Genomic DNA, 26,482 nt, shown 5'->3' on the forward strand with positions numbered 1-26,482 from the left:
GTCTCGTGATCTACTGGGCATGGAACAACACGCTTTCGATCATCCAGCAAGGCATCATCATGAAGCGCCAGGGTGTAAAGGTCGAGCTGTGGGACAACCTCGCCGGCATATTCAAGAAAAAACCAAAACCAGCGGAGTAGCCGCCTGTTTCACGCGCCATCGAGCCCCCGGCACTGTCCGGGGGCTTTGTTTTGTGCCGGTTGACAAGGCCAAGATAAACCTTGATTGCAGACAAGCCGCACATGCAACGAACGGAAAAAGACGTGACTGAGCCCGAGGACATGACGAATGAGATGATCGAGAAGGGCAGGATGCTCTTCGCGCAAGGATGGGTTTTCATTCGCGGTGTTCCGTCAATGAAGTTCCTGCCGCCCGAAGGGCCGCTCGAAATCGCTTTCGCCGGCCGATCCAATGTCGGCAAGTCGTCACTAATCAATGCGATCCTTGGCCAGAAGCTGGCGCGCACATCGAATACGCCGGGCCGCACCCAGGAGCTCAATTATTTCGTTCCGGAAGGCTATTCGGGCGAGGGAGCCGACCTGCCGCCGATCGCCGTCGTGGATATGCCGGGCTATGGCTTTGCAGAGGCACCCAAGGAGCAGGTCGACGCCTGGACCCGGCTGGTGTTCGACTACCTGCGCGGTCGCTCCACGCTGAAGCGCGTCTATGTCTTGATCGACGCACGGCACGGCGTGAAGAAGAACGACGCCGAAGTGCTCGATCTTCTTGATCGGGCGGCGGTTTCCTATCAGCTCATCCTCACCAAGATCGACAAGATCAAGGCGGCAGGCGTTCCGCGACTGATGGAGGAGACGGCGCAGGCGATCAAGAAGCGCGCCGCAGCCTATCCCGAAATCCTGGCCACGTCGTCGGAGAAGGGCGCTGGTCTTGATGAATTGCGCGGTGCAATCGCGCTTTTGCTCGATGAGAACTGAAGTGCCCCGCACGACCTAGGGCTAGGAAATCGCGCGGGGCAAGATGCGCAGATGCCTTCTGCGCATTTTGCTGCGCTTACATCTTGGGCAGCAAAACCTTGTCGATCACATGAATGACGCCGTTCGACTGCTTGACGTTGGCGATCGTCACATGGGCGACCGTGCCGTTCTCGTCGGTTAATGTCAGGTTCTTGCCCTTGTACTTGGCAATCCAGACACAGCCGCCCACGGTCTTGACCGGATGCGTCCCTTCGTCGTCATCGATCATCTTCATGATGGTCTTTGACGAGGCGTCAGCAGCGACGACGTGGCAAGTCAGGATCTTGGCTAGCTTGTCCTTGTTCTCAGGTTTCAGCAGTGTCTCGACAGTGCCCTTCGGAAGCTCTGCGAAGGCCTCATTTGTCGGCGCGAACACGGTGAACGGTCCCTTGCCTTCGAGTGTTTCGACGAGGCCTGCTGCCTTGACCGCGGCGACGAGGGTCGTGTGATCCTTCGAATTCACCGCATTCTGGATGATGTTCTTGTTGGGATACATGGGCGCGCCGCCCACAGTCGGATTCTTGGCGAACGCAGTTCCGGCAATCAGGACCGTCGAAAGTGCGATCAGGCTCAGTGATTTGCGTAGCATCTCTATCTCCACTGTTGCATTGCCTCCGTTGAGAGGTCGATGGAGATACGAGGGCGCCGACTGCGAAGTTTCAGCGGCCGCTGAATTTTTTGGAAATGGTTCAGATTGCGCGGACAGTACCCGCGGCGACGACAGCGCCGGTGGGTGCGCCACTTGGTGAGCCGCCAAGCGGTTCGACCGATAGGGCAAGCGTCGTTCCGTCACGCAGTTTCGCGGCCACGGCCTGTGGAAGCGTGAATTCCGTGACTTGCGGCGATTTCATCAGGCCGAGCGAAACGGGTGCCTCACTGCCGGCAATCAGCCAGAGTTCGAGCGAACGGTCAGGAGGCATGTCACCGGCAACGACCGTCACCTTCAGGCGCTTGGTCTGTTCATCATAGACGGCGACGGTGCGCACCGGGCTATTGTCGGCAACCATGGATGCAACGAATTGCGCCGGCGAGGAAGGGGGCTGGATAAGATCGCGCCCAAAGCCGATCATGGCAAGTACGAGGGCGGCAAGAGCAAGCCCGCGCCAGAAAGCAAGGCTGGTCCACAGTGGCATTGCCAGCGTCGGTGCATCGGTTCCAAAGAGACGATGATCCACCTGGCCCTTGATATAATGCGGTGCCGACACCGGCTCGAACCCATCGTCCAACGCGCCGAAGTATTCTTGCCATCGCGTCACGAGGCGCGCGAATGTGGGATCGGTTTCGATACGGCGCGCGGCTTCGCGCCGTTCCTCGGCCGCGAGCACGCCAAGCACGTACTCGGCCGCAACGAGGTCGTCGCCGTCCGGTACAGTGTCGTCGGGTGGTGTCGTGCTCATCCTTCCAGGCATTCCTTCAGTTTTAAAAGGCTGCGTCGTAGCCAGGTTCTCATCGTATTCAACGGCACTTTATGGCGCTGCGCCAGCAACTCGTAGCTGTCGCCGTTGAGATAGGCGCCGCGCACTGCCGACGCGCGCGCGGCATCGAGCTGATCCAGGCAATCGATGAGGCGGCGTGCCTCTCCCGCCGCTATGGCGGACTGTTCGGGATTTGCCGAAGGCTCCGCGATGTCTGACGCTTCGTCGAGATCCGTCGAAACGCGTTTGCGCGCGCGCAATCGATCGATACAATGGTTCCGGGCAACGGCCACCAGCCACGAGATCGGGCTGGTGCCTGCAACGGCGAACCGATCCGCCTTGTTCCATATCTTGACGTAGATGTCCTGCAGCGCGTCTTCAGCCTCCGTACGGTTACCCAAGACACGCAGGCACACGCCGAAAAGTTTCGCACTTGTCGAGGCATAGAGCGCATCGAAAGCCGCCCGGTCCCGCAACGAGACGCGTGAGATCAGTTCCGATATGCCTTCAGGCGTCATGCAAGGGCGTTTCCAGCTGCCGCTCGCATGATTTAAATCCGCCGGTGCGCTGCACTGTCAATGGCGAACGACAAAAACGTTGGCGTGGAGCCCAAATCATGTTTGCCCGGGATCGTCTTTGGCGGTAAGAACCCACGTCCTTCCAAAGCCGGAGCCCGCGCATGTCCCCCACGCCCGATGACCAAACCGCCGAAATCCAGGCGAACCTGCTCTCCGCTGCTCTCCCTTACATGCAGCGTTATGAAAACAAGACGGTCGTCGTGAAATATGGCGGACATGCCATGGGCGATGCTGCTCTAGGCAAGGCCTTTGCACGCGATGTGGCCCTGCTGAAGCAGTCCGGCATCAATCCGATCGTTGTCCATGGCGGCGGGCCGCAGATCGCCTCAATGCTAGCGCGTATGGGCATTGAATCGAAGTTTGAAGGCGGGCTGCGTGTCACAGACGCCAAGACCCTCGAAATCGTCGAGATGGTTCTTGCCGGCTCAATCAACAAGGAGATTGTCGCGCTCATCAACGCCGAAGGCGAATGGGCGATCGGTCTCTGCGGCAAGGACGGCAACATGGTCTTTGCCGAGAAGGCCAAGAAGACGGTGATCGACCCGGACTCAAATATTGAGAAGATCGTCGATCTCGGCTTCGTCGGCGAACCGGTGGAAATCGACCGGACGCTGCTCGACCTTCTTGCCCGTTCCGAAATGATCCCTGTCATTGCGCCCGTCGCGCCCGGACGCGACGGCCATACTTATAACATCAATGCGGACACCTTTGCCGGCGCCATCGCCGGTGCGCTTGCGGCATCGCGCCTGCTGTTCCTCACTGACGTTCCCGGCGTGCTCGACGCGAACAAGGAACTCATCAAGGAACTCTCCGTCGGCCAGGCGCGGGCGCTCATCAAGGATGGCACAATTTCAGGCGGCATGATTCCAAAAGTCGAAACCTGCATAGATGCGATCAATCGCGGCGTCGAAGGGGTCGTCATCCTCAACGGCAAAAGGCCCCATTCAGTGCTGCTCGAACTCTTCACCGAGCGCGGCGCCGGCACGCTGATCGTTCCCTGATCAGCGCTTAAGGTGCTCGAGCGGGATTTTTCCCGGGCCCTTGATGTTTTGCAGGACGAGTTGCGTGTGCACGTCGCGCACGCCCTTCAGCCGCATGAGCCGATGCATGACGAAACCATTGAGATCGTCGACGGTCGGTACCATCACGTGCAGCAGAAAATCATGCTCTCCCGTCATGGTCCAGCACGACGATACTTCGTCCATGCGTTGAATTTCAGCGACGAAGCGCTCCGGCGAGTCGTCGCTGTGCGTATTGAGGCGGACCTGAATGAAGACCTCTACCATCAGCCCGATCGAGCGACGATCTATGGTAGCGGCAAAACCCTTGATCACCCCGCTTTCCTGAAGGTGATCGAAACGGCGCGCGCACGGCGTGGTCGAAAGTCCAATCATCTGGGCGAGATCGGTTATGGCAACGCGCCCATTCCCTTGAAGAATGTGCAGCATTTTGATTTCGAATTCACTCAATTGAGGTAAAGTCACTCGATCTCCTCCAGTTTCACCAATCTTTCACCTTGAATCATGCCGATTTGAGCCGATTAGGTCAAATTCTCTTCCGTTTTAACGGTATCCTCGGTGGGTGACCTGTAATCGAGGAGGAAAGTCATGACGATCAGTGTTGAAGCCTATGCGCGGGAATGTGCCGAACAGGGGCTGCGCGGCGACTACACGGTGTGCAATGCCGACTTTACGGTCGAACAGCAGTATGATTATACGGACGAAGATCAGGAGGTATGGCGCACGCTTTGCGACCGCCAGACGAAGCTGACATCAAAGCTTGCGCATCATAGCTATCTCGACGGCGTGGAAGCTTTGGGACTTCTCGACCGTATTCCGGATTTCCATGAGATCAGCGACCGATTGCGCAAGATGACGGGATGGGAAATCGTCGCAGTACCGGGCCTGATCCCGAACGAGCCGTTTTTCGACCATCTCGCGAATAAGCGATTTCCTGTCACCAACTGGCTGCGCAAGAAGAAGGAACTCGACTACATCGTCGAGCCCGACATGTTCCATGACTTCTTTGGGCATGTACCCATCTTGAGCCAACCTGTCTTTGCCGATTTCATGCAACTTTACGGCGTCAAGGGCGGTGCTGCTTCAAGGATGGGAGGCGAGCAACTGGCAGCGCGGCTCTACTGGTACACGGCCGAATTCGGATTGATGCAGGAAGAGGGGGCGCCCGTGAAAGCTTTCGGCGCCGGGCTGATGTCCTCTTTCAGCGAATTGCAGTTCGCAGTAACCAGTCCCGATGCCCACCACGTCCGCTTCGACCTCGAGACCGTCATGCGGACGGGCTACGAGATCGATAAATTTCAGCGAGCCTATTTCGTGCTGCCGTCATTTGCGGCCTTGCGCGACGCCTTCGAACGGGCCGACATGCCGGCTTTGATTGCACGGTGGAAGGACGCGGAGCCGCTCGATCCCGTTACAGTATGATGTTGGCGCGTGACCCCAAGTGCGCAGAACCGTGTTCACGCGGTGTTTTTGACCGGGGATTTGACGCTCACGCAATTGCGGCCGCGCCGCTTGGCCTCGTAGAGCCTTCGGTCTGCAGCACGGAAATGCTCTTTGATCGTGCCGGCCGCAACGCCGGCGACGCCGCCGATACGGACGCTGAGCGGAACTTGGGCTCCTTCCGCCGATTTCAATTCGAAGTCGCTGACCTCAGCGCGAATGGACTCGGCAACGGCGCTGACCTCCGTATCATCCGCGATCCCGAGGAATATGGCGAACTCTTCACCGCCGATACGTCCGGCGCAGTCCCCTTCACGAACGTATCGTTTGATGCAATGGGCGATCGCTATCAGCGCCGCATCGCCCGTGTAGTGGCCATGTGTATCGTTGATCTTCTTGAAGTGGTCGGCATCAACGATGAGCAGGGAGCCCGGCCCCTGCCTGCGCAATTCGTCCATACGGCTGAAGAACGTTTCGCGATTGAGAAGGCCTGTCATGTTATCCCGCAGGGACTCCTCGAGCAGCTTGGCATGCGTGTCTTCGAGTTCCGCCATGACACCGTTGAGTTCAGTCAGTGTTCGCCGCAGTTTTTCGGATTGGCGCAAGCAAAGGAAGATGATCGGTGGTGCAATCAGCAGTAGACAGACGATTGGAACATAGTGAGTGAGGCCGTCTGGCGCCTGAATCGCGTCGCGGATCGCGTTGGTAATCACCACGCAGGATGCGGACATGACAATCGTCACCAATATGCACTTGAAAATGACTTTGGACATCGGTTCTCTGGAAAATGCATGGAGGAAAAATTGCTGAAAATGCTGGTTATCGAAAAACTTAATATCGGTCGTAGTTAAGGCTTTTTTCGTCTATTGATTGAAGCGCACTAACAAACCCGATGCTTCACCGTGCAGACAGATAGCGGAAATCAAATCGCATGACAAACCAACCTGATCCATTAAACTTTGCGCATATAACGGACTGGGTCTTCGATCTGGACAACACGCTATACCCGCACCATTCCAATCTCTTTTCACAGATCGATGTCAAGATGACTGGGTATGTTGCTGATTTACTGAAGCTTTCTCACACGGATGCCCGCGATCTTCAGAAGCGATTCTACAAGGAATATGGAACAACGCTCAAAGGATTGATGGATCGCTACGATATCGATCCTGATGATTTCCTGCAGAAGGTCCACGACATCGACTATTCATGGCTCGTGCCAGACCCGTCGCTCTCGACTGCGATAAAGCAACTGCCAGGTAGGAAATTCATCTTCACCAACGGCGACCGGGGCCATGCGGAACGGGCGGCGCGTCAGCTTGGGGTGCTGGAACAGTTCGATGACATTTTCGACATCAGGGCTGCGGAATTGACGCCGAAACCGGCGCGCGAGACCTATGATCGATTTCTCGCACTGCACAAGATCGACGCAGCAAGCTGCGTGATGTTCGAGGATCTCGCACGCAATCTGATCGTGCCGAAAGCCCTCGGCATGACCACGGTCCTCATCGTTCCGCACAATTTCGAACCGACCTATTCCGAGATATGGGAACGCGATCCCGGCAACACGGATCACGTCGATTACGTCACCGACCATCTCGCCTCGTTCCTCGACGCGATACTGCCGAGACAAGTGAACATGAGCGAGACGGTCTAGTCCAGTTTGTAGAACGTCTTGATGACGTCCCAAGCCTCCTCGGCCGTGTCGACGAAGGTAATCAGCTCGCGATCCGACGGTGAAATTACGCCTTGTTCGGCGAGGAAGTCGAAATTGATGGCTTTCTCCCAGAAGGACTTGCCGAATAGCAGGAACGGGATGCGCTCCATGCGTCCCGTCTGAATGAGCGTGAGCGTCTCGAAGGTCTCGTCCATGGTTCCGAAGCCACCGGGGAATATTGCCATGGCTTTCGCGCGCATCAGGAAGTGCATCTTGCGGATGGCAAAATAGTGGAAGTTGAAGCAGAGGTCCGGCGACACATAGGGATTGGGCGTCTGTTCGTGCGGCAGGACGATATTGAGGCCGATCGTCGGCGCCCCCACGTCCGAGGCGCCGCGATTGCCGGCCTCCATCACGCCGGGGCCACCGCCGGTAACGACGACGAATTCGCGATAGTAAGTCGTTGCCGAATAGGTCGCGCAGAGTTCGGCGAATTTGCGCGCCTCCGCATAGTAGCGTGAATTGGCCTCAAGGTTTTTTTTCTGGGTGGCGTTCTTCGCCGCCCATGCTGCTCCGCCAGGCTCGGGTATGCGCGCACCCCCGAACAATACCACCGTTGAGCGGATGCCCCGCTCGGCGAGCGCCATCTCCGGCTTCAACAGTTCGAGCTGCAATCTGACTGCGCGCAACTCGCGTCGCGTCATGAATTCCGGGTCTGCAAAGGCCAGCCGATAGGTGCTGGATTGGGTCTGTGGCGTTTCCGGCGCAGTTTCGACGCGGCGCACCGCTTCGGACGAATGGGAAAACGGCGTCCAGCTGTCTTTTTCATCGGTATTCAATTCGACTTCTCCTCCCGCGGACGCTTATGACGCTTTGAGACATCTATTCGCCGCCCAACATGGTAACGCTGAGATTGACCCTCTCACAGAGTTAACTTACTAGGCCATGCAATCAGCCTTAACCGCCCGTGTAATGGAGTGACTTGAAAATGTCCAAGCCCGATCTGAGCAGCCTCGAACAGACGATCGACAAGGCCTTCGATGAACGCGATACCATCAATACCGAAACACGCGGTGAAATTCGCGACGCGGTCGAAGCGGCGCTTCTCTTGCTCGACGGCGGCGAGGCGCGGGTTGCGGAAAAGCAGTGCGATGGAAACTGGAAGGTCAATCAGTGGCTGAAGAAGGCCGTGCTGCTGTCGTTCCGGCTCAATCCGATGGGTATCATCGAGGGGGCTCCTGGCGGCGCCGTCTGGTGGGACAAGGTGCCTTCGAAGTTCGACGGCTGGGGCGCGACTGAATTCGCGAAGGCGGGAATAAGGACTGTCCCGAATGCCATCGTTCGTCGTTCGGCCTATATTGCGCCGGGCGCGATCCTAATGCCTTCCTTCGTCAATCTCGGTGCCTATGTCGGTGAGGGGACGATGGTCGATACCTGGGCGGGCGTCGGCTCCTGTGCGCAGATCGGCAAACACGTGCACCTTTCAGGCGGCGTCGGCATCGGCGGTGTTCTCGAACCCATGCAGGCCGGACCGACCATCATCGAGGACAATTGCTTCATCGGCGCGCGTTCGGAAGTTGTCGAAGGCTGCATCGTGCGCGAAGGCTCGGTGCTCGGCATGGGCGTATTCATCGGCAAGTCGACAAAGATCATCGACCGCGCGACCGGCGAAATCTTCTACGGGGAAGTGCCTCCCTATTCCGTTGTGGTCGCCGGATCGCTTCCAGGCAAGCCTTTCCCCAACGGCCAACCCGGCCCCAGCCTCTACTGTGCGGTCATCGTCAAGCGCGTCGACGAGCAGACCCGCTCGAAAACATCGATCAACGAATTGCTGCGCGATTAACCCTTCAGAATAGGGCCCGCTCGCCGGCCCCGTTCCTCATATGCGCATATTGCGAATTTGCTCGACCGTGTGGGAGCGGAGCGGCTTTCCCTCCGCCTCCTTGATGCAGGCGACGATCCGTCGCGTCAGCGGCACGTCAATGTTCTTCTCCTGAGCCAGGCGGAGAATTACCCCTTGAAGATAGTCGATTTCGGTTGGCCGCCCGCGTGATAGGTCCTCCCACATGGAGGATCTGGCGTGCGGACCGACATTGAGCATTTTCCTTGCGAGAATGCCGAAGAGGAAGTTGGGCAGGCGCAAAATCCATGGCAGCAGCACCGGCGGAACGCCCTGTACCTTTGCGGGCGCGATGCCATGCGCTTTGAGTGCCTTGATGCCCTCGCTCATCTGGTCCGCCAGCAGCCTCCGCCAGCTGCGATCGGAAAGCTGTGTCGCCAGCGGCAGGTTCGATAGGGCGTTGGGCGCGTTGTTGAGGTTCATCAGGAGTTTGCCCCAGAGGACGCCCTGCATGTCCGCATTGTGCTCAACCTTGAGACCGGGGACCGACAGCTCGTCGGCAATATCTCCGGACCTGTCATCGACAAGGATGGTGCCTTCCGTGGTTCGCCGCACGGTGAGCGGTACTTCTCCCGATTCCGACTGTACGACGTTGAAGGGTACCATTCCTGAAGCGATGGTAACGCCTGCGGGAAGATTGTGGCGCAGCACCTTGGCATTGTCGACACCGTTCTGCAGGCTGACGACCACGGCGCTGGAAGGGGCATTGTGAGCGATCAGCTTCGCCATCTCCTCGGTAGCGCCGCTTTTGACCGTGACCAGAACGATCTCCGCCCCCGCGAACGCAGCAACTGGATCGACAGCAAGTTGGAGCCGATCGGGCGTAATCAGCCGCTCGGACCCATCGAGATCGACGATTTTAAGGCCACCGGCACGAAGAGTCTCTTCAACGCGCGGCCGCACAAGGAAGACGACGTTCTTGTCGGCCGCCGCAAGACATCCCCCCACATAGCATCCGATTGATCCAGCCCCAGCGATGACGATACGGGTTTCGTTTTCGATCATGATGCTGTTCCCAGTTGATCGGTCGCGGCATTTAAACAGATGCCGTTGCAGCAATCCAGCGTGGAAGTCCAGGTATCGAAGTGCTTCTGGCGGCGGCAGAGTAGTGCGTGACAGGTTCGCCCTTTTCCATTATCGCTTCTTGCATGAAATCCGCCACAGATCCCGTACAGAACCTCGCCCAACTCATTGCTTGCCCGTCGGTTACGCCGGCGGAGGGCGGCGCGTTGACTGCCCTCGAATCGATGCTCGCGCCGCTCGGCTTCCGTGTCGAAAGGCCGGTTTTCAGCGAGAATGGCACGCCCGACGTCGAAAACCTCTACGCAAGGCGCTCCGGTAACGGGCCGCACCTGATGTTTGCCGGCCACACCGATGTTGTGCCGGTCGGCGATGAGGCTGCCTGGACGTTTCCGCCATTTTCGGCCACCATCCACAATGGCGAAATGTATGGCCGCGGCGCCGTGGATATGAAGGGCGGAGTTGCCTGTTTTGTGGCTGCCGTAGCGCGTCATGTGACGAAAAATAATGACCTCAAGGGATCTGTCTCGTTCCTTATTACCGGCGATGAGGAGGGCCCTTCGATCAATGGCACGGGCAAGCTGCTCGAATGGGCCAAGGCAAAGGGTGAGAGTTGGGATGCCGCGATTGTCGGCGAGCCAACCAACCCTGACAACCTCGGCGACATGATCAAGATCGGACGCCGCGGCTCGCTCTCCGGCACGATTACCGTCAACGGTGTGCAGGGCCACGCAGCCTATCCGCACCTCGCCGACAATCCGGTGCGCGGCCTGGTCACGCTGCTCGACAGCCTGCTTTATCCGGCATTTGACCGGGGCACCAAGGATTTCCAGGCGTCCAACCTCGAAGTAACGACGATGGACGTCGGCAATCCTGCGGTCAATGTCATTCCGGCAAAGGCAACGGCCACCTTCAATATCCGCTATAATGATAGCTGGACGGACGAAACGCTGATGGCCGAGATACACAACCGGCTCGACCGGGCAGCCGGGCGGCGCAAGTTGCGCCCCGGACGAAAGGTGCCGGTGAACTACGATTTGAATTGGCGCGACCGGCCGAGCCACGTGTTTCTGACCCATGACGACAACCTTGTTGGTACACTGACGAAGTCCGTTGAGGCGGTCACCGGCCGCCGCCCGCAGCTTTCAACCTCTGGAGGTACATCTGACGCCCGCTTTATCAACGACTACTGTCCGGTCGTCGAGTTTGGCCTTGTTGGCAAGACGATGCACATGGTTGACGAACGCGTGGACATTGCCGATCTTGAAACGCTTACCCAGATATATGAACGCTTCATCGAGGATTTTCTTGCGTAGAGCATGAGTGATAATGCCGGATTTCGATGAAACTCAGCGATATTTGTGGGGCGCATGGCGTATGATGAACGGTCATGCCGACGGGCTCGACATGCTCGATTTCTCGGAAGACGGTTTTTGGCAGTCCTTTCACGCAATAACGATCTCGCTGCCGCCGCTCATTCTCGGCTGGATCATCTTCGCCAATGACATGATTGCGCTGCGCCCTGAGACCGGGAACCGGTTCTCGATCATGGGCCGCGTTGCCTTCGTCGATCTCGCCGCCTGGATCGTGCCGCTCATCGTCCTTGCCCTCAGCGCCCGCCGGCTGGGCCTCAGCAAACGTTTCAGCCCTTACGTCGTGGCGAGCAATTGGGGCACGGCGATCGGCGCTTGGCTCATGGTTCCGGCGACGATCGTTCGGGTGATCGTGCCGGATTGGCCCGGCTTTACTACCGCCCTCAGTCTGCTGCTCTATGCCGGCATCATGTTACTGACCTACCGTCTCACGCACGTGGCCCTGAAAAAGTCGTACGCCTATACGGCGGCCTTCTTTGTCGTGCTGATTATTGGCTCGCTTTTCCTGATGGTCGTGCTTCAGGGCTTGCTCGGCATATCCCTGCCGGACCCGGTTGCGATCGGATAATCAACGCCCATGAGATAGAGCCCAAAGGGCGGCGCGACGGGACCGCAGGCCTTGCGATCGCGCGCTTCAAGGGCCGCGCTCACGTCATCCGCATCCCAGCGCCCGCAGCCGACCTCGTTGAGCGTGCCGGCGAAGGAGCGAATCTGGTTGTGCAGGAAAGAGCGGGCCGAGGCTCTGATCTCGACGATTTCCCCGCGGCGCGTCACGTCGAGTCGATCCAGTGTCTTCACCGGGCTTTTCGACTGACATTGCGTGGCGCGAAAGGTGGTGAAATCATGAGTGCCGACGAGACGCTGTGCCGCCTCGTGCATGGCCTCGGCGTCGAGCGGCTTTTTCACCCACCATGCGCGGTGTGCCTCGAGCGGGGCGGGCGGTCTGCGATTGACGATGCGGTAGAGGTAGTGGCGCCCCGTAGCCGAGAAGCGGGCATCGAAGGCATCGCTGACAAGTTCGACGTTGAGAATGCTGACCGCTTCGCCGGCTATGACGAGATGGGCATTAAGTGCCTCGCGGACTTTCGAACTGCTCCAGTTTTTTGACAGATCTGCATGAGCAACCTGCGCGCAGGCGTGTACGCCCGAGTCGGTGCGCCCCGCTGCGCCCAGCGAAATCTTGTCGCCGCAGAAGTTGAAGATGGCCTGTTCGATTGCGGCCTGCACCGTATGGCCGTTCTCCTGGCGCTGCCAGCCGGCATAGGGCGTCCCGTCATATTCGACCAAAAATTTGTAGCGAGGCATTAAAGAACCCCAAAGGCGGGAGCGTAGACCAACAATCCCGAACTCGGCGCTTCGCCAAAAGCCAGCGCCTGCAGGTGCTCGCCCTGATACTTGCTTTCAAAGCCGTTGGCGCGTGCGTGGGTGTAGCCGAAGCGCCCGTAATAGGCGGCATCGCCAAGCACGACGGACAAGCGTTCACCGGCGGCCGAGAGGTGCTCATGCGCAGTCTCTACCAGCACCGTGCCTAAGCCACGTCGCTGATTCTGAGGGCAAACGGCGAGTGGCGCGAGCGCGACTGCAGGGAAATCAACGTCGCCTGCGACGGTCAGGCGCGAAAACAGGATGTGCCCGACGGGATCGCCATGCCTGACGGCGACCAATTCGAGCACGACGTCGCCATCTCGGCGCAGGCTGTCGACAAGATCAGCTTCCTCCGCACCGCCGAAGGCTATTTTGAGAAGCTTGGAGATCGTCAAGTGGTCATCGGGATTGGCGATTCGAACCGCAATGCCGGTCATGGCAGCAGCGTTCCCTGCGCAATCTTGGCACCGCGCTGGAACTCGATACCATCCATGACCTTGCCCCCGGCCCGTTGCAGCGAACGCAGGCGCACCGCGCCTTCGCCGCAGGCAATACGCAGGCTGTCGTCGAGCACCGTACCCGGATCGCCGACACCGGTGGCGAGCACCGACCGAAGCAGCTTGATGCGCTCGACGTTGCCGCCAATTTCCATTTCACACCAGGTGCCGGGAAAGGGCGCAAGCCCCCGAATACGATTGTGGACATCGATAGCCGGTTCGCTCCAGTCGATCCGCGTCTCAGCCTTGGTTATTTTCGACGCGTATGTCACACCGTCTTCGGATTGCGGTGTCAGGGTAAGACTGTCGCGCTCAAGGGCGGCCATGGCGCGCACCATCAGGTCAGCGCCTGATGCGCTCAACTGGTCGTGCAATTCGCCCGCTGTCATGTCGGCCGTGATCTTGACTTTTTCTGCCATGGCGACAGGACCGGTATCCAGACCCTCATCCATCTTCATGATCATGATCCCGGTCTCGAGATCTCCCGCCATAATTGCCCGTTGGATGGGCGCCGCCCCGCGCCAGCGCGGCAAAAGCGAGGCGTGACCATTGTAACAGCCGAGCCTTGTGCCCTCGAGGATCGCCTGCGGCAGTATCAGGCCGTACGCGACGACGACAGCGACGTCCGCGTCGAGATCACGAAACGCCTGCTGTTCTTCGGGGCTCTTCAAACTTACCGGCGTCCTGACTTCAATGCCGAACTGCTCGGCATTCCGCTGAACCGGCGAGGGCGTTACTTCCAGTCCCCTGCGGCCCGCAGGCCGGGGTGGCTGGCTATAGACGGCAACGATTTCATGGCCTTGTCCGATCAAGGAAGTGAGAATGGGCACGGCAAAATCCGGCGTTCCCATGAAAACGATTCGCAAACTCATCGCCTACACCGCCAGCCGGCTCGGAGGACGATCCTTGGCGAGCTTCTTGAATTTCTTGACGACCATTTCGCGCTTCAACCGCGAGATGTGATCGATGAAAAGGACGCCATTGAGATGGTCGATCTCGTGCTGCAGGCAGGTGGCGAGCAATCCGTCGGCAGCAACTTCGTGCGGCTTGCCGTCGAGATCGAAATAGGCGACACGCACCTCGGCCGGCCGTTCCACTTCGGCATAATAATCGGGGATCGAAAGGCAGCCCTCTTCATAGACGTTGCGACGATCGCTTGACGAAAGAACCTGCGGGTTGATGAAGGTCTGTGGTGCCTTTGGCTCATCCTCCTTGGCAAGGTCGATCACCAGCAAACGCAAGGGCTCGCCGACCTGGATCGCTGCAAGGCCAATGCCGGGTGCATCGTACATGGTATCGAGCATATCTGCGGCGAACGTGCGCAAATCGGCATCGAAGCGTTCGACTGGTTTTGACACCTGGCGCAGGAGGGGATCAGGGAGAATGACAAGTGGTTTGATAGACATGCACCATCACCTAATAGTTCATCCATAAACCGTCAATCCGATGCAAAATTCATTTGAAAAATGTTCTTGTTTTGATCTCACATTTGCCTTCCGAATCGGCTAGTCTGCGCGGCATGGAAACATCAATATCGTTCGATCAGACGCTCATTCATCTTGGTGCGAGTTCCGTCTCGCTCGGCACCGCGCTTCTTGCCGGGGCACTTGTTGCGGCCGGCGTGGTTCTTTTCGCGCTCGTTGTCCTCTGGCGTTCGTCGAAGATTAGGCTTGTTGCCGAACTGCAGGCTGAAGACCGTGCCCGCGATGCTGAGCTTCGTATGGGCGAGATCCTGAAGAGCCAGGCGGAGATGCAGGGCCGCATGCAAACGATGGCGGAACTCTTCGGGTCGCGCCAGGCCGAACTCAACCAGTCGATCCGCGAGCGCCTTGATGGCATGACTAGTCGAATCGGCCTGACAATGACCGAGCAGACCCGCTCGACACACGAAAATCTCGCAAAGCTGCAGGAGCGGCTTGCGGTGATCGACACCGCGCAGAACAATATTCAGGCGTTGGCCGGCCAGGTGGTGCAGCTTCAGGCGATTCTGGCCAACAAGCAGACACGCGGCGCGTTTGGCCAGGCACGCATGGAAGCCATCATTGCCGACGGACTACCGCAAGGTGCATACGAATTCCAGGCGACCCTTTCCAATGGCAGCCGGCCGGACTGCGTGGTCAACATGCCCAATGGGGCGCCGAACCTCGTGATCGATGCCAAGTTTCCCCTCGAAGCGTGGAATGCCATTCGTGAAGCTGATAATCCGGAGGCCAAAAAGATTGCCCTCGCGCAATTCCGCCGTGACGTCGAGGTCCATATTCGCGACGTTGCCGAAAAATACCTGATCAACGGCGAAACGCAGGATACGGCATTCCTTTTCGTCCCGTCGGAGTCAATTTTCGCAGAAATTCACGAGAATTTCGAAGGCGTAGTGCAAAAGGCGCACCGCTCCCGCATCGTCATTGTCTCACCGTCGTTGCTGATGCTGTCTATCCAGGTGATCCAGGCGGTTCTGAAGGATGTCCGCATGCGCGAGCAGGCGCATCTCATTCAGGGTGAGGTCATCCGGCTGATGGAAGATGTCGCCCGCCTCGACGACCGCGTGCGTCGCCTGCAAACGCATTTCGGTCAGGCGAACAAGGATATTGACGATATTCTCGTCTCATCGAGCAAGGTCACCAAACGCGGCCAGAAGATCGAGGCGCTTGAATTCGCCGAGGCGCCGCCGAAGGAACCAGAGGCAGGTCGCGCAGCGGCTTCGGCAACAGGCCAGTTGCGCCTGCGCGTCGTCGATGGCGAGGAGTAGACCACTCAGGCTGCCTCGATCTTCTTGCGGCGGACCTCCCATGTGCCCGTGGTCTGCGGCTTGACGAACAGCGTGACGATATCAGGATTGGCGGTCTTCAACGCAGCTTCGAGCCGTTCGACGCATGCTTCGATCTGCGGCGCCTGGACATGGTCCTCAAACTCGACGCTCAATCCGGCGACGATCTGTTTCGGCCCCATATGGACGGTCAACACACCATTGGCCTTCTGAATATCCGGATCCTTGTTGGCAAGATCGAGGATTTGCTGTTCGACCTCCGGAAGCGCCGCTTCGCCCATGAGGAGGCCCTTGCTCTCGCGGGCGAGAAAGATCGCCGTCGTGGCAAGAATGAAGGAAATTCCGACGGAGCCTACGCCGTCGAGCTCCGGCATATCGAATATCTGCGCCGCCGAAATGGCGATGAAGGCAATGATAAGCCCGAGCAGCGCCGCCGTGTCCTCGAAGAGCACAGTAAAGACGCTCGGATCCTTGCTCTCGCGCACCGCCTCGACATAGCCGAGCTTGCCCTTCATCGTCCGGAACTCTTTCAAAGCGACCAACCATGACCCTCCCTCGAAAAGCATCGCAAATCCAAGGACGACGTAGTTGACCACGGGGTTGGCGACCGGTTCGGGACGCATGATGTGGGTGACGCCTTCGTAGAAGGAGACGCCCGCGCCGACCGCGAATACCAATAGGGCGACGATGAAGCTCCAGAAGTAGAGTTCCCGCCCATGGCCGAGGGGATGGGTCTTGTCCGCAGGACGTGCCGCGCGCCGCAAGCCATAAAGCAGCAGCGCGCCATTGCCAGTGTCGACGAGTGAGTGGACGCCTTCCGACAGTATTGCGGAACTGCCGGTGAAAAAGGCTGCAATGAACTTTGTCGCTGCGATCAGGAGGTTGCCGAGGATGGCGGCATAGATCACTTTCCTGGAGCCGGCATGCGTTCCGGATTGAGATGCCATCAAATACTCCCTTGTAACGCACGAAACGTCCTTGGAATTAACAGGTTCCTCGCCAAGCATTCAACATTCCCATGCGGCACCGCTTGGTCGGAATGGTGCTAGCTCTTGCTGGCGTCATGCGCTAACCCTGCCTCGGACAAGGCAGGACATCATGGCAGACACGACTGAAACGGCAATCTTCCTCGGCATCGATACGGGCGGCACTTATACGGATGCGGTGCTCTGGTCGGAATGGGATGGCGTTATTGCCAAGGCCAAGGCGCTGACGACGAGGCATGATCTCAGCGTCGGCATCGCCAGCGCGGTGGAACGCATCATCGAGGAAACGTCGATCCAACCCGCTGATATCCGGCTCGTCTCCATGTCGACAACGCTTGCGACGAACGCGCTCGTCGAGGGGCAAGGCGGCCGCATCGCGCTCGTCATGGTCGGATTCTCGCAGGGCGATCTCGAAAAGGCGGATCTCAAGTCGGCTCTCGGATCTGACCCTGTCGTCTTCATACCAGGCGGTCACGACGTCTATGGCCGGCCGCAGCCGTTCGATACGGCTGATCTCCTGGAGGCGCTGCCGGGCCTTGCGCGCGAAGTCACCGGCTTTGCGATCTGCGCCTATTTTGCCGTCCGCAACCCCGAACACGAGATTGCCGTGCGTGATCTCATACGCAATGAGACCGGACTCCCGGTGACCTGCAGTCACGAACTGTCGGCGAAGCTGAATGGTCCGCGCCGCGCGCTGACCACAGTTCTCAACGCGCGCCTGATCGCAATGATCGACCGGCTCGTGGCGGCGACGGAAGGATTTCTCGACCGCAGCGGCATCCACGCACCCTTGATGGTGGTCCGGGGTGACGGTGCTCTGGTCACCGCTGCCTTTGCCCGCCATCGCCCGATCGAGACGATCCTGTCCGGTCCAGCTGCTAGTCTGGTCGGAGCACGGCACATGACTGGCCTCGACAATGCTATTGTTTCCGACATCGGCGGCACGACAACCGATGTCGCTGTGCTCGACAATGGTCGTCCGCGGCTTGATCCGAATGGCGCGACGGTCGGCGGCTTTCGCACCATGGTGGAGGCCGTGGCGATGCGCACCTTTGGCCTTGGCGGCGACTCGGAGGTATCGCTCGACGATAATGCCATGGCGCCGAGCATCAAGCTTGGACCGCGCCGGCTGGTTCCCCTGTCGCTGCTCGCCGCCAATCATGGCGAGAGCGTGCTTTCGCATCTCGCCCGTCAGGTCAAGGCGGCCAATGCCGGGCGGCTTGATGGCCGTTTCGCCTTGCGTACCGGCGTCCCCGCGCAAATGGCGTCCGGCTTGAGCAAGAGCGAGGCTGAACTTTACGAGCGCATCACCAACGATCCACAGCCGCTCGACCGGCTTCTCGCATCGATCTCGCAGGCCGCAACAGTCAATCGGCTTGTTGCCCGCGGTCTGGTTCACGTTTCCGGCTTCACGCCCTCGGACGCGTGCCACGTCCTAGGTTTGCAGAATAATTGGAACGCGGAAGCGGCGCGCTTTGGAGCGATACTCTACGCCCGGCGCAAGGATGGTGCTGGCCGTCCCTTGTGCGATACGCCGGAGGAAGTCGCGCATCGCACCTACGACGCCTTGATCCGCCGCTCGTCGGAGGTTGTGTTGGAAACGGTATTTGCCGAGGATGAACTCGACGGCCCCGAAACTGTCGCGAGCCTCCTCGTTCAGCGCGCGCTGTCGGGTGATGGTCGCATTGCCGGAGTGACGCTTGCCATCGACCGGCCACTTATCGGCCTCGGCGCGTCCGCGCCGGTTTATTATCCCGCTGTCGGCTCGATGCTTGGCACAGAATGCGTCGTTCCGACCGATACGGACGTTGCAAACGCGCTCGGTGCAGTCGTCGGGCAGGTGCGGGTCTCGGTGGAAGCCCATGTCAGCCAGCCGGCCGAAGGCGTGTTCCGGGTCATGGCCGGCGAGGTGGTAAAGGATCTACCCTTCGAGGAGGAAGCCATCGCCTTTGCTGAAACCGTCTTGCGCCGGCAGGCTTCCGCTCTCGCACTCGAGGCTGGCACGGATGAAGCCCACATCGTTGTCGTGAAGGATATCAGTGCCGCAACGGTTGAAGATCAACGCAAATTCATCGAGGCGGTGCTTATCGCAACGGCGTCCGGTCGTCCACGCATTGCTCATTAGGTTGTATTTTATCCACCAAGGCACAAATCCTGTGCACTATTGATGAATTGACGGGGAATGGTTCAATGTGATCAAGGGTAGGATGACGCAAAGACGAGGACCCGATCATGAGTGAACGCATCGAAATCAATGGCTTGAAGGTAGCGAAGGAGCTTTACGACTTCGTGATCGATGAGGCTATCCCCGGTACCGGCGTCGATGCCGCCAAATTCTGGTCGGGCTTTGCAGAAATCGTGAGCGAGCTTGCCCCGAGAAACCGCGAACTCCTTTCGAAACGCGATGCGTTCCAAGCGAAGCTCGACGCCTTCTACAAGGAGAAGCGCGACAGCGGATATAGCCAGGAGGAATACGAGACGTTCCTCAAGCAGATCGGTTACCTTCTGCCGGAAGGCGAGGCGTTTGCCGTGACGACCAAGAATGTCGACCCGGAAATCTCGGTCATCGCCGGCCCCCAGCTCGTCGTGCCGGTCATGAATGCCCGTTATGCCCTCAACGCCGCCAATGCGCGGTGGGGATCGCTCTACGATGCCCTCTACGGAACCGACGCAATATCTGCTGAAGACGGTGCCGAGCGAGGCAAGGCATTCAATCCGGCGCGCGGTGCGAAGGTCATCGCATGGGCGAAAGCCTTTCTCGACGAGAGTGCCCCGCTGGCTGGCGCCCGTTGGGCCGATGTCACCGACCTCAGCATTGATGGCGGCAAGCTCGTTCTGACGGCGGACGATAGACATGTGGAGCTCCTCGACCAATCTCAGTTTGTTGGCTATCGGGGCGATTCAAAGCGTCCGGCTTCGGTTCTTCTGGTCAAGAATGGCTTGCACGTTGAAATCGTCATCAACGCCGACCATCCGATTGGCACGACCGACCCCGCTCACATCGCCGACGTCATTCTTGAATCCGCAGTCACCACGATCCAGGATTGCGAGGATTCCGTCGCGGCGGTCGATGCGGAAGACAAGGTCGTTGTCTATCGCAACTGGCTCGGCCTCATGAACGGCGATTTGGCTGATACGTTCGAGAAGGGCGGCAAGACGGTTACCCGCAAGCTCAATCCCGACCGCGAATATACGGGCCGCGACGGCAAGCCGCTGGCATTGCCGGGCCGCTCGCTGATGCTTGTCCGCAATGTCGGTCACCTCATGACAAATCCGGCAATTCTCGACAGCGAGGGCAACGAAATCCCTGAGGGGATCATGGACGCCGCGATCACTGCGCTCGCCGCGCTGCATGATATCGGCAAGGGCGGTCGTCATATGAATTCCCGTGCCGGCTCGATCTACGTGGTCAAGCCCAAGATGCATGGACCAGAAGAAGTTGCCTTCGCGTCGCAATTGTTTGGGCGGGTCGAGGCCCTTCTCGGCCTTGAAACCAATACGATAAAGATGGGCATCATGGACGAGGAGCGCCGCACCACCGTGAACCTCAAGGAGGCGATCCGCGCCGCAAAGGAACGCGTTGTCTTCATCAATACGGGTTTTCTCGATCGGACGGGGGACGAAATTCACACCTCCATGGAAGTGGGCCCGATGATCCGCAAGGGCGATATGAAGCAGGCTTCCTGGATAGGCGCCTATGAGAACTGGAACGTCGATATCGGCCTCGAATGTGGCTTGTCCGGGCACGCGCAGATCGGCAAGGGCATGTGGGCCATGCCCGACCTCATGGCCGCTATGCTCGAACAGAAGATTGCGCATCCGAAGGCCGGCGCAAATACCGCCTGGGTCCCGTCGCCGACGGCAGCCACGTTGCATGCGATCCACTACCACAAGGTCAATGTTGCAGAGGTACAGGCGAAGCTGAAGCAACGTACACGCGCAAAACTCAGCGACATTCTTTCGGTCCCTGTCGCGTCCCGCCCGAACTGGACGCCCGAAGACATCCAGCGCGAACTCGATAACAACGCGCAAGGTATTCTTGGCTATGTCGTGCGCTGGGTTGACCAGGGTGTCGGCTGTTCCAAGGTACCGGACATCAACAATGTCGGGCTGATGGAGGACCGGGCAACCTTGCGCATTTCCGCGCAGCACATCGCCAACTGGCTGCACCATGGCGTTGCCAGCGAAACACAAGTGCTCGACACGTTAAAGCGGATGGCCGCGATCGTTGACGAACAGAACGCTGGCGATGCGCATTACCAGCCGATGGCCGCCGATTTTGACGGATCCATAGCCTTCCAGGCGGCCTGCGATCTCGTCTTCAAGGGACGCGCGCAACCAAACGGCTATACGGAGCCAGTGTTGCATCGCCGCCGCCTTGAGTTGAAAGCCAAAGCAAGGGCGGCATAGACCGGAACCCATGAAAGCGTTCCGCTGCGCCTGCCTTGCTGTTGTCATCCTCCTGATGACTGGTCCGGCGGGCGCCGCGGAGGAACCCGCCGTCGAAATCGTTGATTGGGGGCTGACCGCCGCAAAGGAAGTCGGTTCCGAAGTTTCACCGGACACGCCGACAGGCGTCAACCGTCTGGTCGAAGGACCGGTCGATGTGATCCGGTCGACCAATATTCGCGCCTGCATCGGAACGAGCTTCGGCATCATCTATCGAGCGGCCTATACAGGCGAGGCATCGGTGGTCCCGATAAAAGTCGTGGTTGACCATCCGCTCATAAGGACCCCGGACGGACGGGCGATGCAACGAAGCAGTTGGCCCGACAGTGCGATCTCGGCGCGGCGATACGCCGGCTGGGTGTTCGAGGAGAATTTCGAGTTGGTTCCCGGCCATTGGACGATTTCGCTACGCGACCTCGCAGGCAATAACCTCGCATCCAAAACATTCAGCGTTTCAACGGGCAGCTGTCCTATTTCCTGAATTGCTGCCTCTTGTAATATGCCGGAACGAGAGCTTGGAGGTATCGCGGCAATGTCGCGCGTTTGTAGCCTGATCTGCAGCGGGATCGTTTTTGCGATTGCCTTGGCATGTGGACTGGCAACCGCCGCCAGCCCTGATCTCTACAGGACAACTATTGTGGTTTCAGGGCAGGGCGAGGCCAATAGGGCAATTGGCCTCGCGCAAGCCTTTGAGGATGTGCTCGTCAAGGTTTCGGGCGATCAAAGGCTTATGCGCGATGCGAAGGTGCTCGCATTAAAACCGCAGGCCGCGGAATTCGTAGCTACCTATCGATACCGGGATCGAATGTCGGGCGTGCCGATCCATGACGAACAAGGCTCCTACGACCGGACTCACGACCTGACCGTGGATTTCGAGCCGGCCAAGATCGATGCCCTGTTGCGTTCCCTCGGAAGGACGGCCTGGCGAGAACCGCGCCCACGGATCGTGGTGTTTCTCAACGTTATCGGCAGGAAGGATCGGTTCGCGCTCGCGAGCGATGGCCTCCGTGATCCGGATATGCGGAACTCCCTGACCGCATCCGCGGGTAGGGTGGGCTTGACCATGGCATTGCCCACGATGGCGGAACTCGCCGAGCTCAATCTGAGCGCCGAGCCAAGCGCTGGTATCTCCGGACTTGATCGCGCAACGCAAAAGGCCGGAGGTGACGTGGTGCTTGCGGGTTCACTGCAGTGGAGCGACAAGGCGCTCGGGTGGATTTCCGATTGGCGCATGGCCTATCGCGGCAAGCCCTATGGCTGGCAGATCAGGGGCGTCGGGTTCGATGATGCCTTTCGCAGTGGCACGCGGGGTGCCGCGCAGGTTCTATCGGGCAATGGCACGCCATCAAACTGATCGGCCTCACCGATCCTACTTGTTTGCTGGCTGATTCTTGTTTACGCGTCGGCGCATGAAACTGCTTGCGCTCGATACCGCTGCCAATCTCTGCTCCGTTGCCGTTCTGGATGTCGAATCCGGCACCATGCTGGCCGCGGTCAGCGAGGATATCGGCAAGGGACATGCCGAGCGGCTGATGGGCGTGATCGAGCAGACATTGCGCGACGCAGACGCCGAACTTGCCGATATTGGCAGGATTGCCGTGAGTATCGGACCCGGCTCGTTTACCGGCGTGCGGGTTGGCGTATCAACAGCCCGCGGCTTCGCCCTTGCCCTGAAATGCCCGGTTGTCGGCATCAGCACGTTACAGGCCTTGGCATATGACGGAGCCAGACTTTTTTCCGGCCGACCAATTCTGTCGATCATCAATGCGCGTCGTGACGAGGTCTATGCGCAATTCTTCGGCAAGGATGGCGTCGCAACGTCAGAACCGATGGTGACAAGTTTACCCCTAATACTGGCTGAACTGTCAGGGCGTGACTATGTGCTTTCCGGTTCAGGTGCGGCACTCGTCAATGAACGTGTCGAGGAGCCATTCGATGTTGCCACGGTGATGCCGACAGGAAGTATAGAAGCCTTCGCGTGCCTCGGTGCGGTTAGCGCCGGACAGGATGAGCCGCCGAAGCCGCTCTACCTGCGCGGCCTCGACGTCAAGCCGCAGCAGGGTTTCGTCATGCAGAGGAAGGTAACCGAATGATCGGTTTCCCGTTCGACAATCTACGTCCGCGCAGCTTCGTCATCGAACCGCTCGCGCGTGCCGATGCTGCCGCGGTCGCGAGTATTCACGGCCTGACCTTTCGTCAGCCGTGGAGCGACGATGATTTTCACGCCCTTCTCGTCGAGGACAATGTTTTCGGGTTCATAGCGCGTGAGGAGGGCAATCGCAGCGCGCAGCCGGGCGGTTTCGTGCTGGCGAGGCTCGTGGTCGATGAGGCTGAAATATTGACCATCGCCGTCGCGCCCTCAGCGCAACGCAAGGGCCTTGGCCATGCGTTGATGGATGCGATCCTGCGGCATCTGCACAACGCGCGTGCCAGCACGCTCTTCCTGGAAGTGGATGAACTCAATACCCCGGCTCTCGCTCTCTATCGCCGCTTGGGCTTCAAGCAGGTCGGGAAGCGGCCAGGCTATTATGAAACGGCTAGTGGCCGCTCATCGGCATTCACGATGCGCCGCGATCTCAAGCCGGGGCGCTAGAATGGCCTGGTTGCGGTTCATCCTGATGGGTACGGGGTTCGCCATCACCATTCTTGTACTGGTTCCGGTACAATATATCTTTCTGAAGACAGGCCTGGGGCCCAGTGCGAAGACCCCGATGCTCTTCCATCGCACCGTGTGCCGTCTGCTAGGCTTTCGCATACATGTGCACGGGGATATGGCAAAGGGGCGACCGCTTCTCCTGACGGCCAACCATACGTCGTGGACGGATATCGTCATTCTTGGGTCGCTGCGAAAAATGGCCTTCATCGCCAAGGCGGAAGTAGCAAAGTGGCCGCTTTTCGGCATGCTCGCCAAGCTGCAACGCACTGTGTTCATCGAACGCGAGAAACGCGGCAAGACCCATCATCAGGCCAGCGAAATCGCCCTGCGCCTTGCCGCGGGTGATGCCATGGTGCTTTTTGCGGAAGGAACGACGTCCGATGGCAACCGCGTGCTGCCGTTCAAGACGTCACTCTTCGGCGCAGCGCAGGTTGCAATTCGCGATGCCAATGCGGAAACAGTAACAGTTCAACCGGTCGCGATCGCCTATACACGCATTCACGGCATGCCGATGGGCCGCGCTCATCGCCCGCTCGTTGCCTGGCCAGGCGATGTGCCACTGGGGCCCAGCCTGATAGGCCTTTTGAAGGAAGGCGCGGTCGATGTCGACGTCTGGTTCGGCGAGCCGGTGGTGATCGACGGCAAGAGCGACCGCAAGGCCCTGGCGCGCACGGTTGAGGAGCGGGTGCGGGGTATGGTGCAGACCTCATTAATGGGACGCGACCTCGTCGGGACGCAGGAAAGCGGCGAACAGCCTATTCTCAAGGCGGCCAAAAACGGCTAGAAGCCTCGCCATGGACGATATCAGCATCAATCATGAGCCGGAGGCAACTTCCGGAACCACGACGAATTCGATTGCGCACCCAAACACGCGCAAGGTCTACGTGAAGACCTATGGCTGTCAGATGAACGTTTACGATAGCCAGCGCATGACTGACAGTCTTGCAGCCGAGGGCTACAGCGCGACTGACAGCGCCGATGACGCTGATCTGGTGCTGATCAACACCTGCCATATTCGTGAGAAAGCTTCCGAAAAGCTCTATTCGGCACTCGGCCGCCTGCGCAAGATGAAGGATGCGCGCGCCAGGGAGGGCCGGGAACTGACTGTTGGCGTTGCTGGCTGTGTCGCCCAGGCGGAAGGGGATGAAATCACGCGCCGCGCGCCTGTCGTTGATCTTGTGGTTGGACCGCAGACCTATCACCGGCTGCCGCAGGCGCTGGCGCGTGTGCGGCAGGGCGAACGCGTCGTCGAGACCGAATACGCCATAGAGGACAAGTTCGAGCATCTGCCGGCGCCCCCGAAGGAACAGACGCGCAGCCGTGGTGTCACCGCCTTTCTCACCGTGCAGGAAGGCTGCGATAAGTTCTGCACGTTCTGCGTTGTGCCTTATACACGCGGTTCGGAGGTATCACGGCCGGTCGCTCAGATTTTGAAAGAGGCCGAGAAACTCGCAGAGGCGGGCGTGCGCGAACTGACACTCCTCGGGCAAAATGTGAATGCCTGGCATGGGGAAGGGGCTGACGGACGCGAGTGTGGTCTTGGCGAACTCCTCTATCGTCTTGCCAAAATCCCCGGCGTTGCCCGCCTGCGCTATGTCACCAGCCATCCCCGCGACATGGACGACGCGCTGATCGAATCGCACCGCGATCTCGACATCCTGATGCCCTACCTGCACCTTCCGGTTCAATCCGGCTCGGATCGCATCCTTAGGGCCATGAACCGCAAGCACACCGGCGAGGAGTACTTGCGGCTTATCGAGCGTATTCGCCAATCGCGACCCGACATTGCCCTCTCGGGTGATTTCATCGTCGGCTTCCCCGGCGAGACGGAAGAAGATTTCGAGGCGACGATGCAGATCGTGCGTGACGTTACTTATGCGGCCGCCTATTCGTTCAAATATTCGCCGCGTCCGGGCACACCTGGCGCCGATATGGAGGATCATATCGACGAAAGCCTGAAGGATGAACGGCTGCAGCGTTTGCAGAGTCTGCTCTCCGCGCAGCAATATGCTTTCCAGCGCAGCCTCATCGGGACAAGCATGGATGTGCTGATCGAGAAGGTCGGCCGGATGCCCGGACAGATGGTTGGACGATCCCCCTGGTTACAACCTGTAATTATCGATGTACACGGCGGTCGAATCGGCGACATTATCAACGTACGAATCATCGACACGGGCACGAACAGCCTGATTGGCGTGCGGGAGATGAACTCGGAGAGGAATGGGACTATATAAGGCTGAACACTTCTTTAGGAGAGCCGTTTGAACGCCACCGAAAAGCTGAAACCCGCTCCCTCAGGGGCCTCGGACCTGGCGCATATCGTACTGACATTTGACAATAACCGGCTGGCGAGTGCGCTGTTCGGTCAGTTCGATGAAAATCTCGCCCG

General features: G+C 59.1%; 28 protein-coding genes and 1 pseudogene. 17 read left to right on the forward strand and 12 right to left on the reverse strand.

Annotated features, from left to right (window positions below):
- Positions 1–281: 281 nt before the first annotated feature.
- The gene (yihA, locus tag AAAB35_RS24225; protein WP_340670879.1) at positions 282–935 is read left to right on the forward strand and encodes a ribosome biogenesis GTP-binding protein YihA/YsxC; all 654 of its coding nucleotides are present in this window, start codon (positions 282–284) and stop codon (positions 933–935) included.
- 76 nt (positions 936–1,011) lie between these two features.
- Here the strand turns inward: yihA and AAAB35_RS24230 are convergent, their stop codons facing one another.
- The 3 genes from AAAB35_RS24230 to AAAB35_RS24240 all read right to left on the reverse strand — a co-directional run bounded on the left by AAAB35_RS24230 (position 1,012) and on the right by AAAB35_RS24240 (position 2,907).
- Positions 1,012–1,563, reverse strand: a complete 552-nt coding sequence (locus tag AAAB35_RS24230; RefSeq protein WP_340670854.1) for a fasciclin domain-containing protein — start codon at positions 1,561–1,563, stop codon at positions 1,012–1,014.
- 100 nt (positions 1,564–1,663) lie between these two features.
- Positions 1,664–2,371, reverse strand: coding sequence for an anti-sigma factor (locus tag AAAB35_RS24235; protein ID WP_340670855.1), 708 nt, complete (start codon positions 2,369–2,371; stop codon positions 1,664–1,666).
- Positions 2,368–2,907 carry a sigma-70 family RNA polymerase sigma factor gene (locus AAAB35_RS24240; RefSeq protein WP_340670856.1) on the reverse strand — a complete coding sequence of 180 codons (540 nt, stop codon included), beginning with the start codon at positions 2,905–2,907 and terminating at the stop codon, positions 2,368–2,370. Before AAAB35_RS24240 ends, AAAB35_RS24235 begins: the two co-directional genes overlap by 4 nt.
- 161 nt (positions 2,908–3,068) lie before the next feature.
- Here AAAB35_RS24240 and argB point away from each other — a divergent pair, with 161 nt between their 5' ends.
- Complete coding sequence (argB, locus tag AAAB35_RS24245) at positions 3,069–3,968, forward strand: acetylglutamate kinase (RefSeq protein WP_340670857.1); 900 nt, start codon at positions 3,069–3,071, stop codon at positions 3,966–3,968.
- Here argB and AAAB35_RS24250 read toward each other — a convergent pair whose 3' ends face one another.
- Positions 3,969–4,451 (reverse strand): Lrp/AsnC family transcriptional regulator, encoded by a 483-nt coding sequence (locus AAAB35_RS24250; RefSeq protein WP_340670858.1) that lies wholly within the window; start codon positions 4,449–4,451, stop codon positions 3,969–3,971.
- Between the two features lie 123 nt (positions 4,452–4,574).
- On the opposite strand from AAAB35_RS24250, the gene phhA reads away from it, so the two are divergent.
- Positions 4,575–5,408 carry a phenylalanine 4-monooxygenase gene (gene phhA / locus AAAB35_RS24255; protein ID WP_340670859.1) on the forward strand — a complete coding sequence of 278 codons (834 nt, stop codon included), beginning with the start codon at positions 4,575–4,577 and terminating at the stop codon, positions 5,406–5,408.
- A 35-nt stretch (positions 5,409–5,443) separates the two neighbouring features.
- Here phhA and AAAB35_RS24260 read toward each other — a convergent pair whose 3' ends face one another.
- Complete coding sequence (locus tag AAAB35_RS24260) at positions 5,444–6,199, reverse strand: GGDEF domain-containing protein (RefSeq protein ID WP_340670860.1); 756 nt, start codon at positions 6,197–6,199, stop codon at positions 5,444–5,446.
- 158 nt (positions 6,200–6,357) lie between these two features.
- On the opposite strand from AAAB35_RS24260, the gene AAAB35_RS24265 reads away from it, so the two are divergent.
- Positions 6,358–7,083: a pyrimidine 5'-nucleotidase gene (locus tag AAAB35_RS24265; RefSeq protein ID WP_340670861.1), complete on the forward strand. Its 726-nt coding sequence runs from the start codon at positions 6,358–6,360 to the stop codon at positions 7,081–7,083.
- Here AAAB35_RS24265 and AAAB35_RS24270 read toward each other — a convergent pair.
- Positions 7,080–7,922: an LOG family protein gene (locus AAAB35_RS24270; protein WP_340670862.1), complete on the reverse strand. Its 843-nt coding sequence runs from the start codon at positions 7,920–7,922 to the stop codon at positions 7,080–7,082. The two genes, AAAB35_RS24265 and AAAB35_RS24270, sit on opposite strands and share 4 nt — an antisense overlap.
- A 149-nt stretch (positions 7,923–8,071) precedes the next feature.
- On the opposite strand from AAAB35_RS24270, the gene dapD reads away from it, so the two are divergent.
- The gene (gene dapD, locus AAAB35_RS24275; protein ID WP_340670863.1) at positions 8,072–8,926 is read left to right on the forward strand and encodes a 2,3,4,5-tetrahydropyridine-2,6-dicarboxylate N-succinyltransferase; all 855 of its coding nucleotides are present in this window, start codon (positions 8,072–8,074) and stop codon (positions 8,924–8,926) included.
- Positions 8,927–8,962: 36 nt separating this feature from the next.
- Here dapD and AAAB35_RS24280 read toward each other — a convergent pair whose 3' ends face one another.
- Entirely contained in the window at positions 8,963–9,988 is a 1,026-nt protein-coding gene (locus AAAB35_RS24280; protein WP_340670864.1) for a 2-dehydropantoate 2-reductase, read from the reverse strand.
- A 143-nt stretch (positions 9,989–10,131) separates the two neighbouring features.
- Between AAAB35_RS24280 and dapE the strand changes: the two genes are divergently transcribed.
- On the forward strand, positions 10,132–11,319 hold the full coding sequence (dapE, locus tag AAAB35_RS24285) for a succinyl-diaminopimelate desuccinylase (RefSeq protein ID WP_340670865.1): 1,188 nt from the start codon (positions 10,132–10,134) through the stop codon (positions 11,317–11,319).
- 61 nt (positions 11,320–11,380) lie between these two features.
- Positions 11,381–11,944 carry a hypothetical protein gene (locus tag AAAB35_RS24290; RefSeq protein ID WP_340670866.1) on the forward strand — a complete coding sequence of 188 codons (564 nt, stop codon included), beginning with the start codon at positions 11,381–11,383 and terminating at the stop codon, positions 11,942–11,944.
- Here the strand turns inward: AAAB35_RS24290 and truA are convergent.
- Genes truA through def form a run of 4 tightly spaced genes read right to left on the reverse strand, consistent with a single transcriptional unit; the run spans position 11,896 to position 14,644 of the window.
- Complete coding sequence (truA, locus tag AAAB35_RS24295; protein ID WP_340670867.1) at positions 11,896–12,681, reverse strand: tRNA pseudouridine(38-40) synthase TruA; 786 nt, start codon at positions 12,679–12,681, stop codon at positions 11,896–11,898. The genes AAAB35_RS24290 and truA overlap by 49 nt on opposite strands.
- Positions 12,681–13,178, reverse strand: coding sequence for an N-acetyltransferase (locus AAAB35_RS24300; protein WP_340670868.1), 498 nt, complete (start codon positions 13,176–13,178; stop codon positions 12,681–12,683). Before AAAB35_RS24300 ends, truA begins: the two co-directional genes overlap by 1 nt.
- Entirely contained in the window at positions 13,175–14,104 is a 930-nt protein-coding gene (gene fmt / locus AAAB35_RS24305) for a methionyl-tRNA formyltransferase (protein WP_340670880.1), read from the reverse strand. The genes AAAB35_RS24300 and fmt overlap by 4 nt, the downstream gene beginning before the upstream one ends.
- Before the next feature lie 9 nt (positions 14,105–14,113).
- Positions 14,114–14,644: a peptide deformylase gene (gene def / locus AAAB35_RS24310; protein WP_340670869.1), complete on the reverse strand. Its 531-nt coding sequence runs from the start codon at positions 14,642–14,644 to the stop codon at positions 14,114–14,116.
- Between the two features lie 113 nt (positions 14,645–14,757).
- On the opposite strand from def, the gene AAAB35_RS24315 reads away from it, so the two are divergent.
- On the forward strand, positions 14,758–15,984 hold the full coding sequence (locus AAAB35_RS24315; RefSeq protein ID WP_340670870.1) for a DNA recombination protein RmuC: 1,227 nt from the start codon (positions 14,758–14,760) through the stop codon (positions 15,982–15,984).
- Between the two features lie 5 nt (positions 15,985–15,989).
- On the opposite strand, the gene AAAB35_RS24320 is transcribed toward AAAB35_RS24315, so the two are convergent.
- The gene (locus AAAB35_RS24320; protein ID WP_340670871.1) at positions 15,990–16,949 is read right to left on the reverse strand and encodes a cation diffusion facilitator family transporter; all 960 of its coding nucleotides are present in this window, start codon (positions 16,947–16,949) and stop codon (positions 15,990–15,992) included.
- 151 nt (positions 16,950–17,100) lie between these two features.
- Here AAAB35_RS24320 and AAAB35_RS24325 point away from each other — a divergent pair, with 151 nt between their 5' ends.
- The 9 genes and pseudogenes from AAAB35_RS24325 to AAAB35_RS24365 all read left to right on the forward strand — a co-directional run.
- Positions 17,101–19,113 (forward strand): hydantoinase/oxoprolinase family protein, encoded by a 2,013-nt coding sequence (locus tag AAAB35_RS24325; protein WP_340670872.1) that lies wholly within the window; start codon positions 17,101–17,103, stop codon positions 19,111–19,113.
- Between the two features lie 104 nt (positions 19,114–19,217).
- Positions 19,218–21,398, forward strand: a complete 2,181-nt coding sequence (locus AAAB35_RS24330) for a malate synthase G (RefSeq protein ID WP_340670881.1) — start codon at positions 19,218–19,220, stop codon at positions 21,396–21,398.
- A gap of 10 nt (positions 21,399–21,408) precedes the next feature.
- The gene (locus AAAB35_RS24335; RefSeq protein ID WP_340670873.1) at positions 21,409–21,918 is read left to right on the forward strand and encodes a DUF3859 domain-containing protein; all 510 of its coding nucleotides are present in this window, start codon (positions 21,409–21,411) and stop codon (positions 21,916–21,918) included.
- 51 nt (positions 21,919–21,969) lie between these two features.
- Entirely contained in the window at positions 21,970–22,791 is an 822-nt protein-coding gene (locus AAAB35_RS24340; RefSeq protein WP_340670874.1) for a DUF2066 domain-containing protein, read from the forward strand.
- A 55-nt stretch (positions 22,792–22,846) separates the two neighbouring features.
- Entirely contained in the window at positions 22,847–23,530 is a 684-nt protein-coding gene (gene tsaB, locus AAAB35_RS24345; protein WP_340670875.1) for a tRNA (adenosine(37)-N6)-threonylcarbamoyltransferase complex dimerization subunit type 1 TsaB, read from the forward strand.
- On the forward strand, positions 23,527–24,030 hold the full coding sequence (gene rimI / locus AAAB35_RS24350) for a ribosomal protein S18-alanine N-acetyltransferase (RefSeq protein ID WP_340670876.1): 504 nt from the start codon (positions 23,527–23,529) through the stop codon (positions 24,028–24,030). The genes tsaB and rimI overlap by 4 nt, the downstream gene beginning before the upstream one ends.
- Before the next feature lies 1 nt (position 24,031).
- Positions 24,032–24,877: a lysophospholipid acyltransferase family protein gene (locus tag AAAB35_RS24355; RefSeq protein WP_340670877.1), complete on the forward strand. Its 846-nt coding sequence runs from the start codon at positions 24,032–24,034 to the stop codon at positions 24,875–24,877.
- A gap of 10 nt (positions 24,878–24,887) precedes the next feature.
- Positions 24,888–26,327 carry a tRNA (N6-isopentenyl adenosine(37)-C2)-methylthiotransferase MiaB gene (miaB, locus tag AAAB35_RS24360; RefSeq protein ID WP_340670878.1) on the forward strand — a complete coding sequence of 480 codons (1,440 nt, stop codon included), beginning with the start codon at positions 24,888–24,890 and terminating at the stop codon, positions 26,325–26,327.
- A 27-nt stretch (positions 26,328–26,354) separates the two neighbouring features.
- Positions 26,355–26,482, forward strand: a pseudogene (locus tag AAAB35_RS24365) (phosphate starvation-inducible protein PhoH); the annotation flags it as partial.

The organism is Phyllobacterium sp. (assembly GCF_037994425.1).
Lineage (GTDB): Bacteria > Pseudomonadota > Alphaproteobacteria > Rhizobiales > Rhizobiaceae > Phyllobacterium.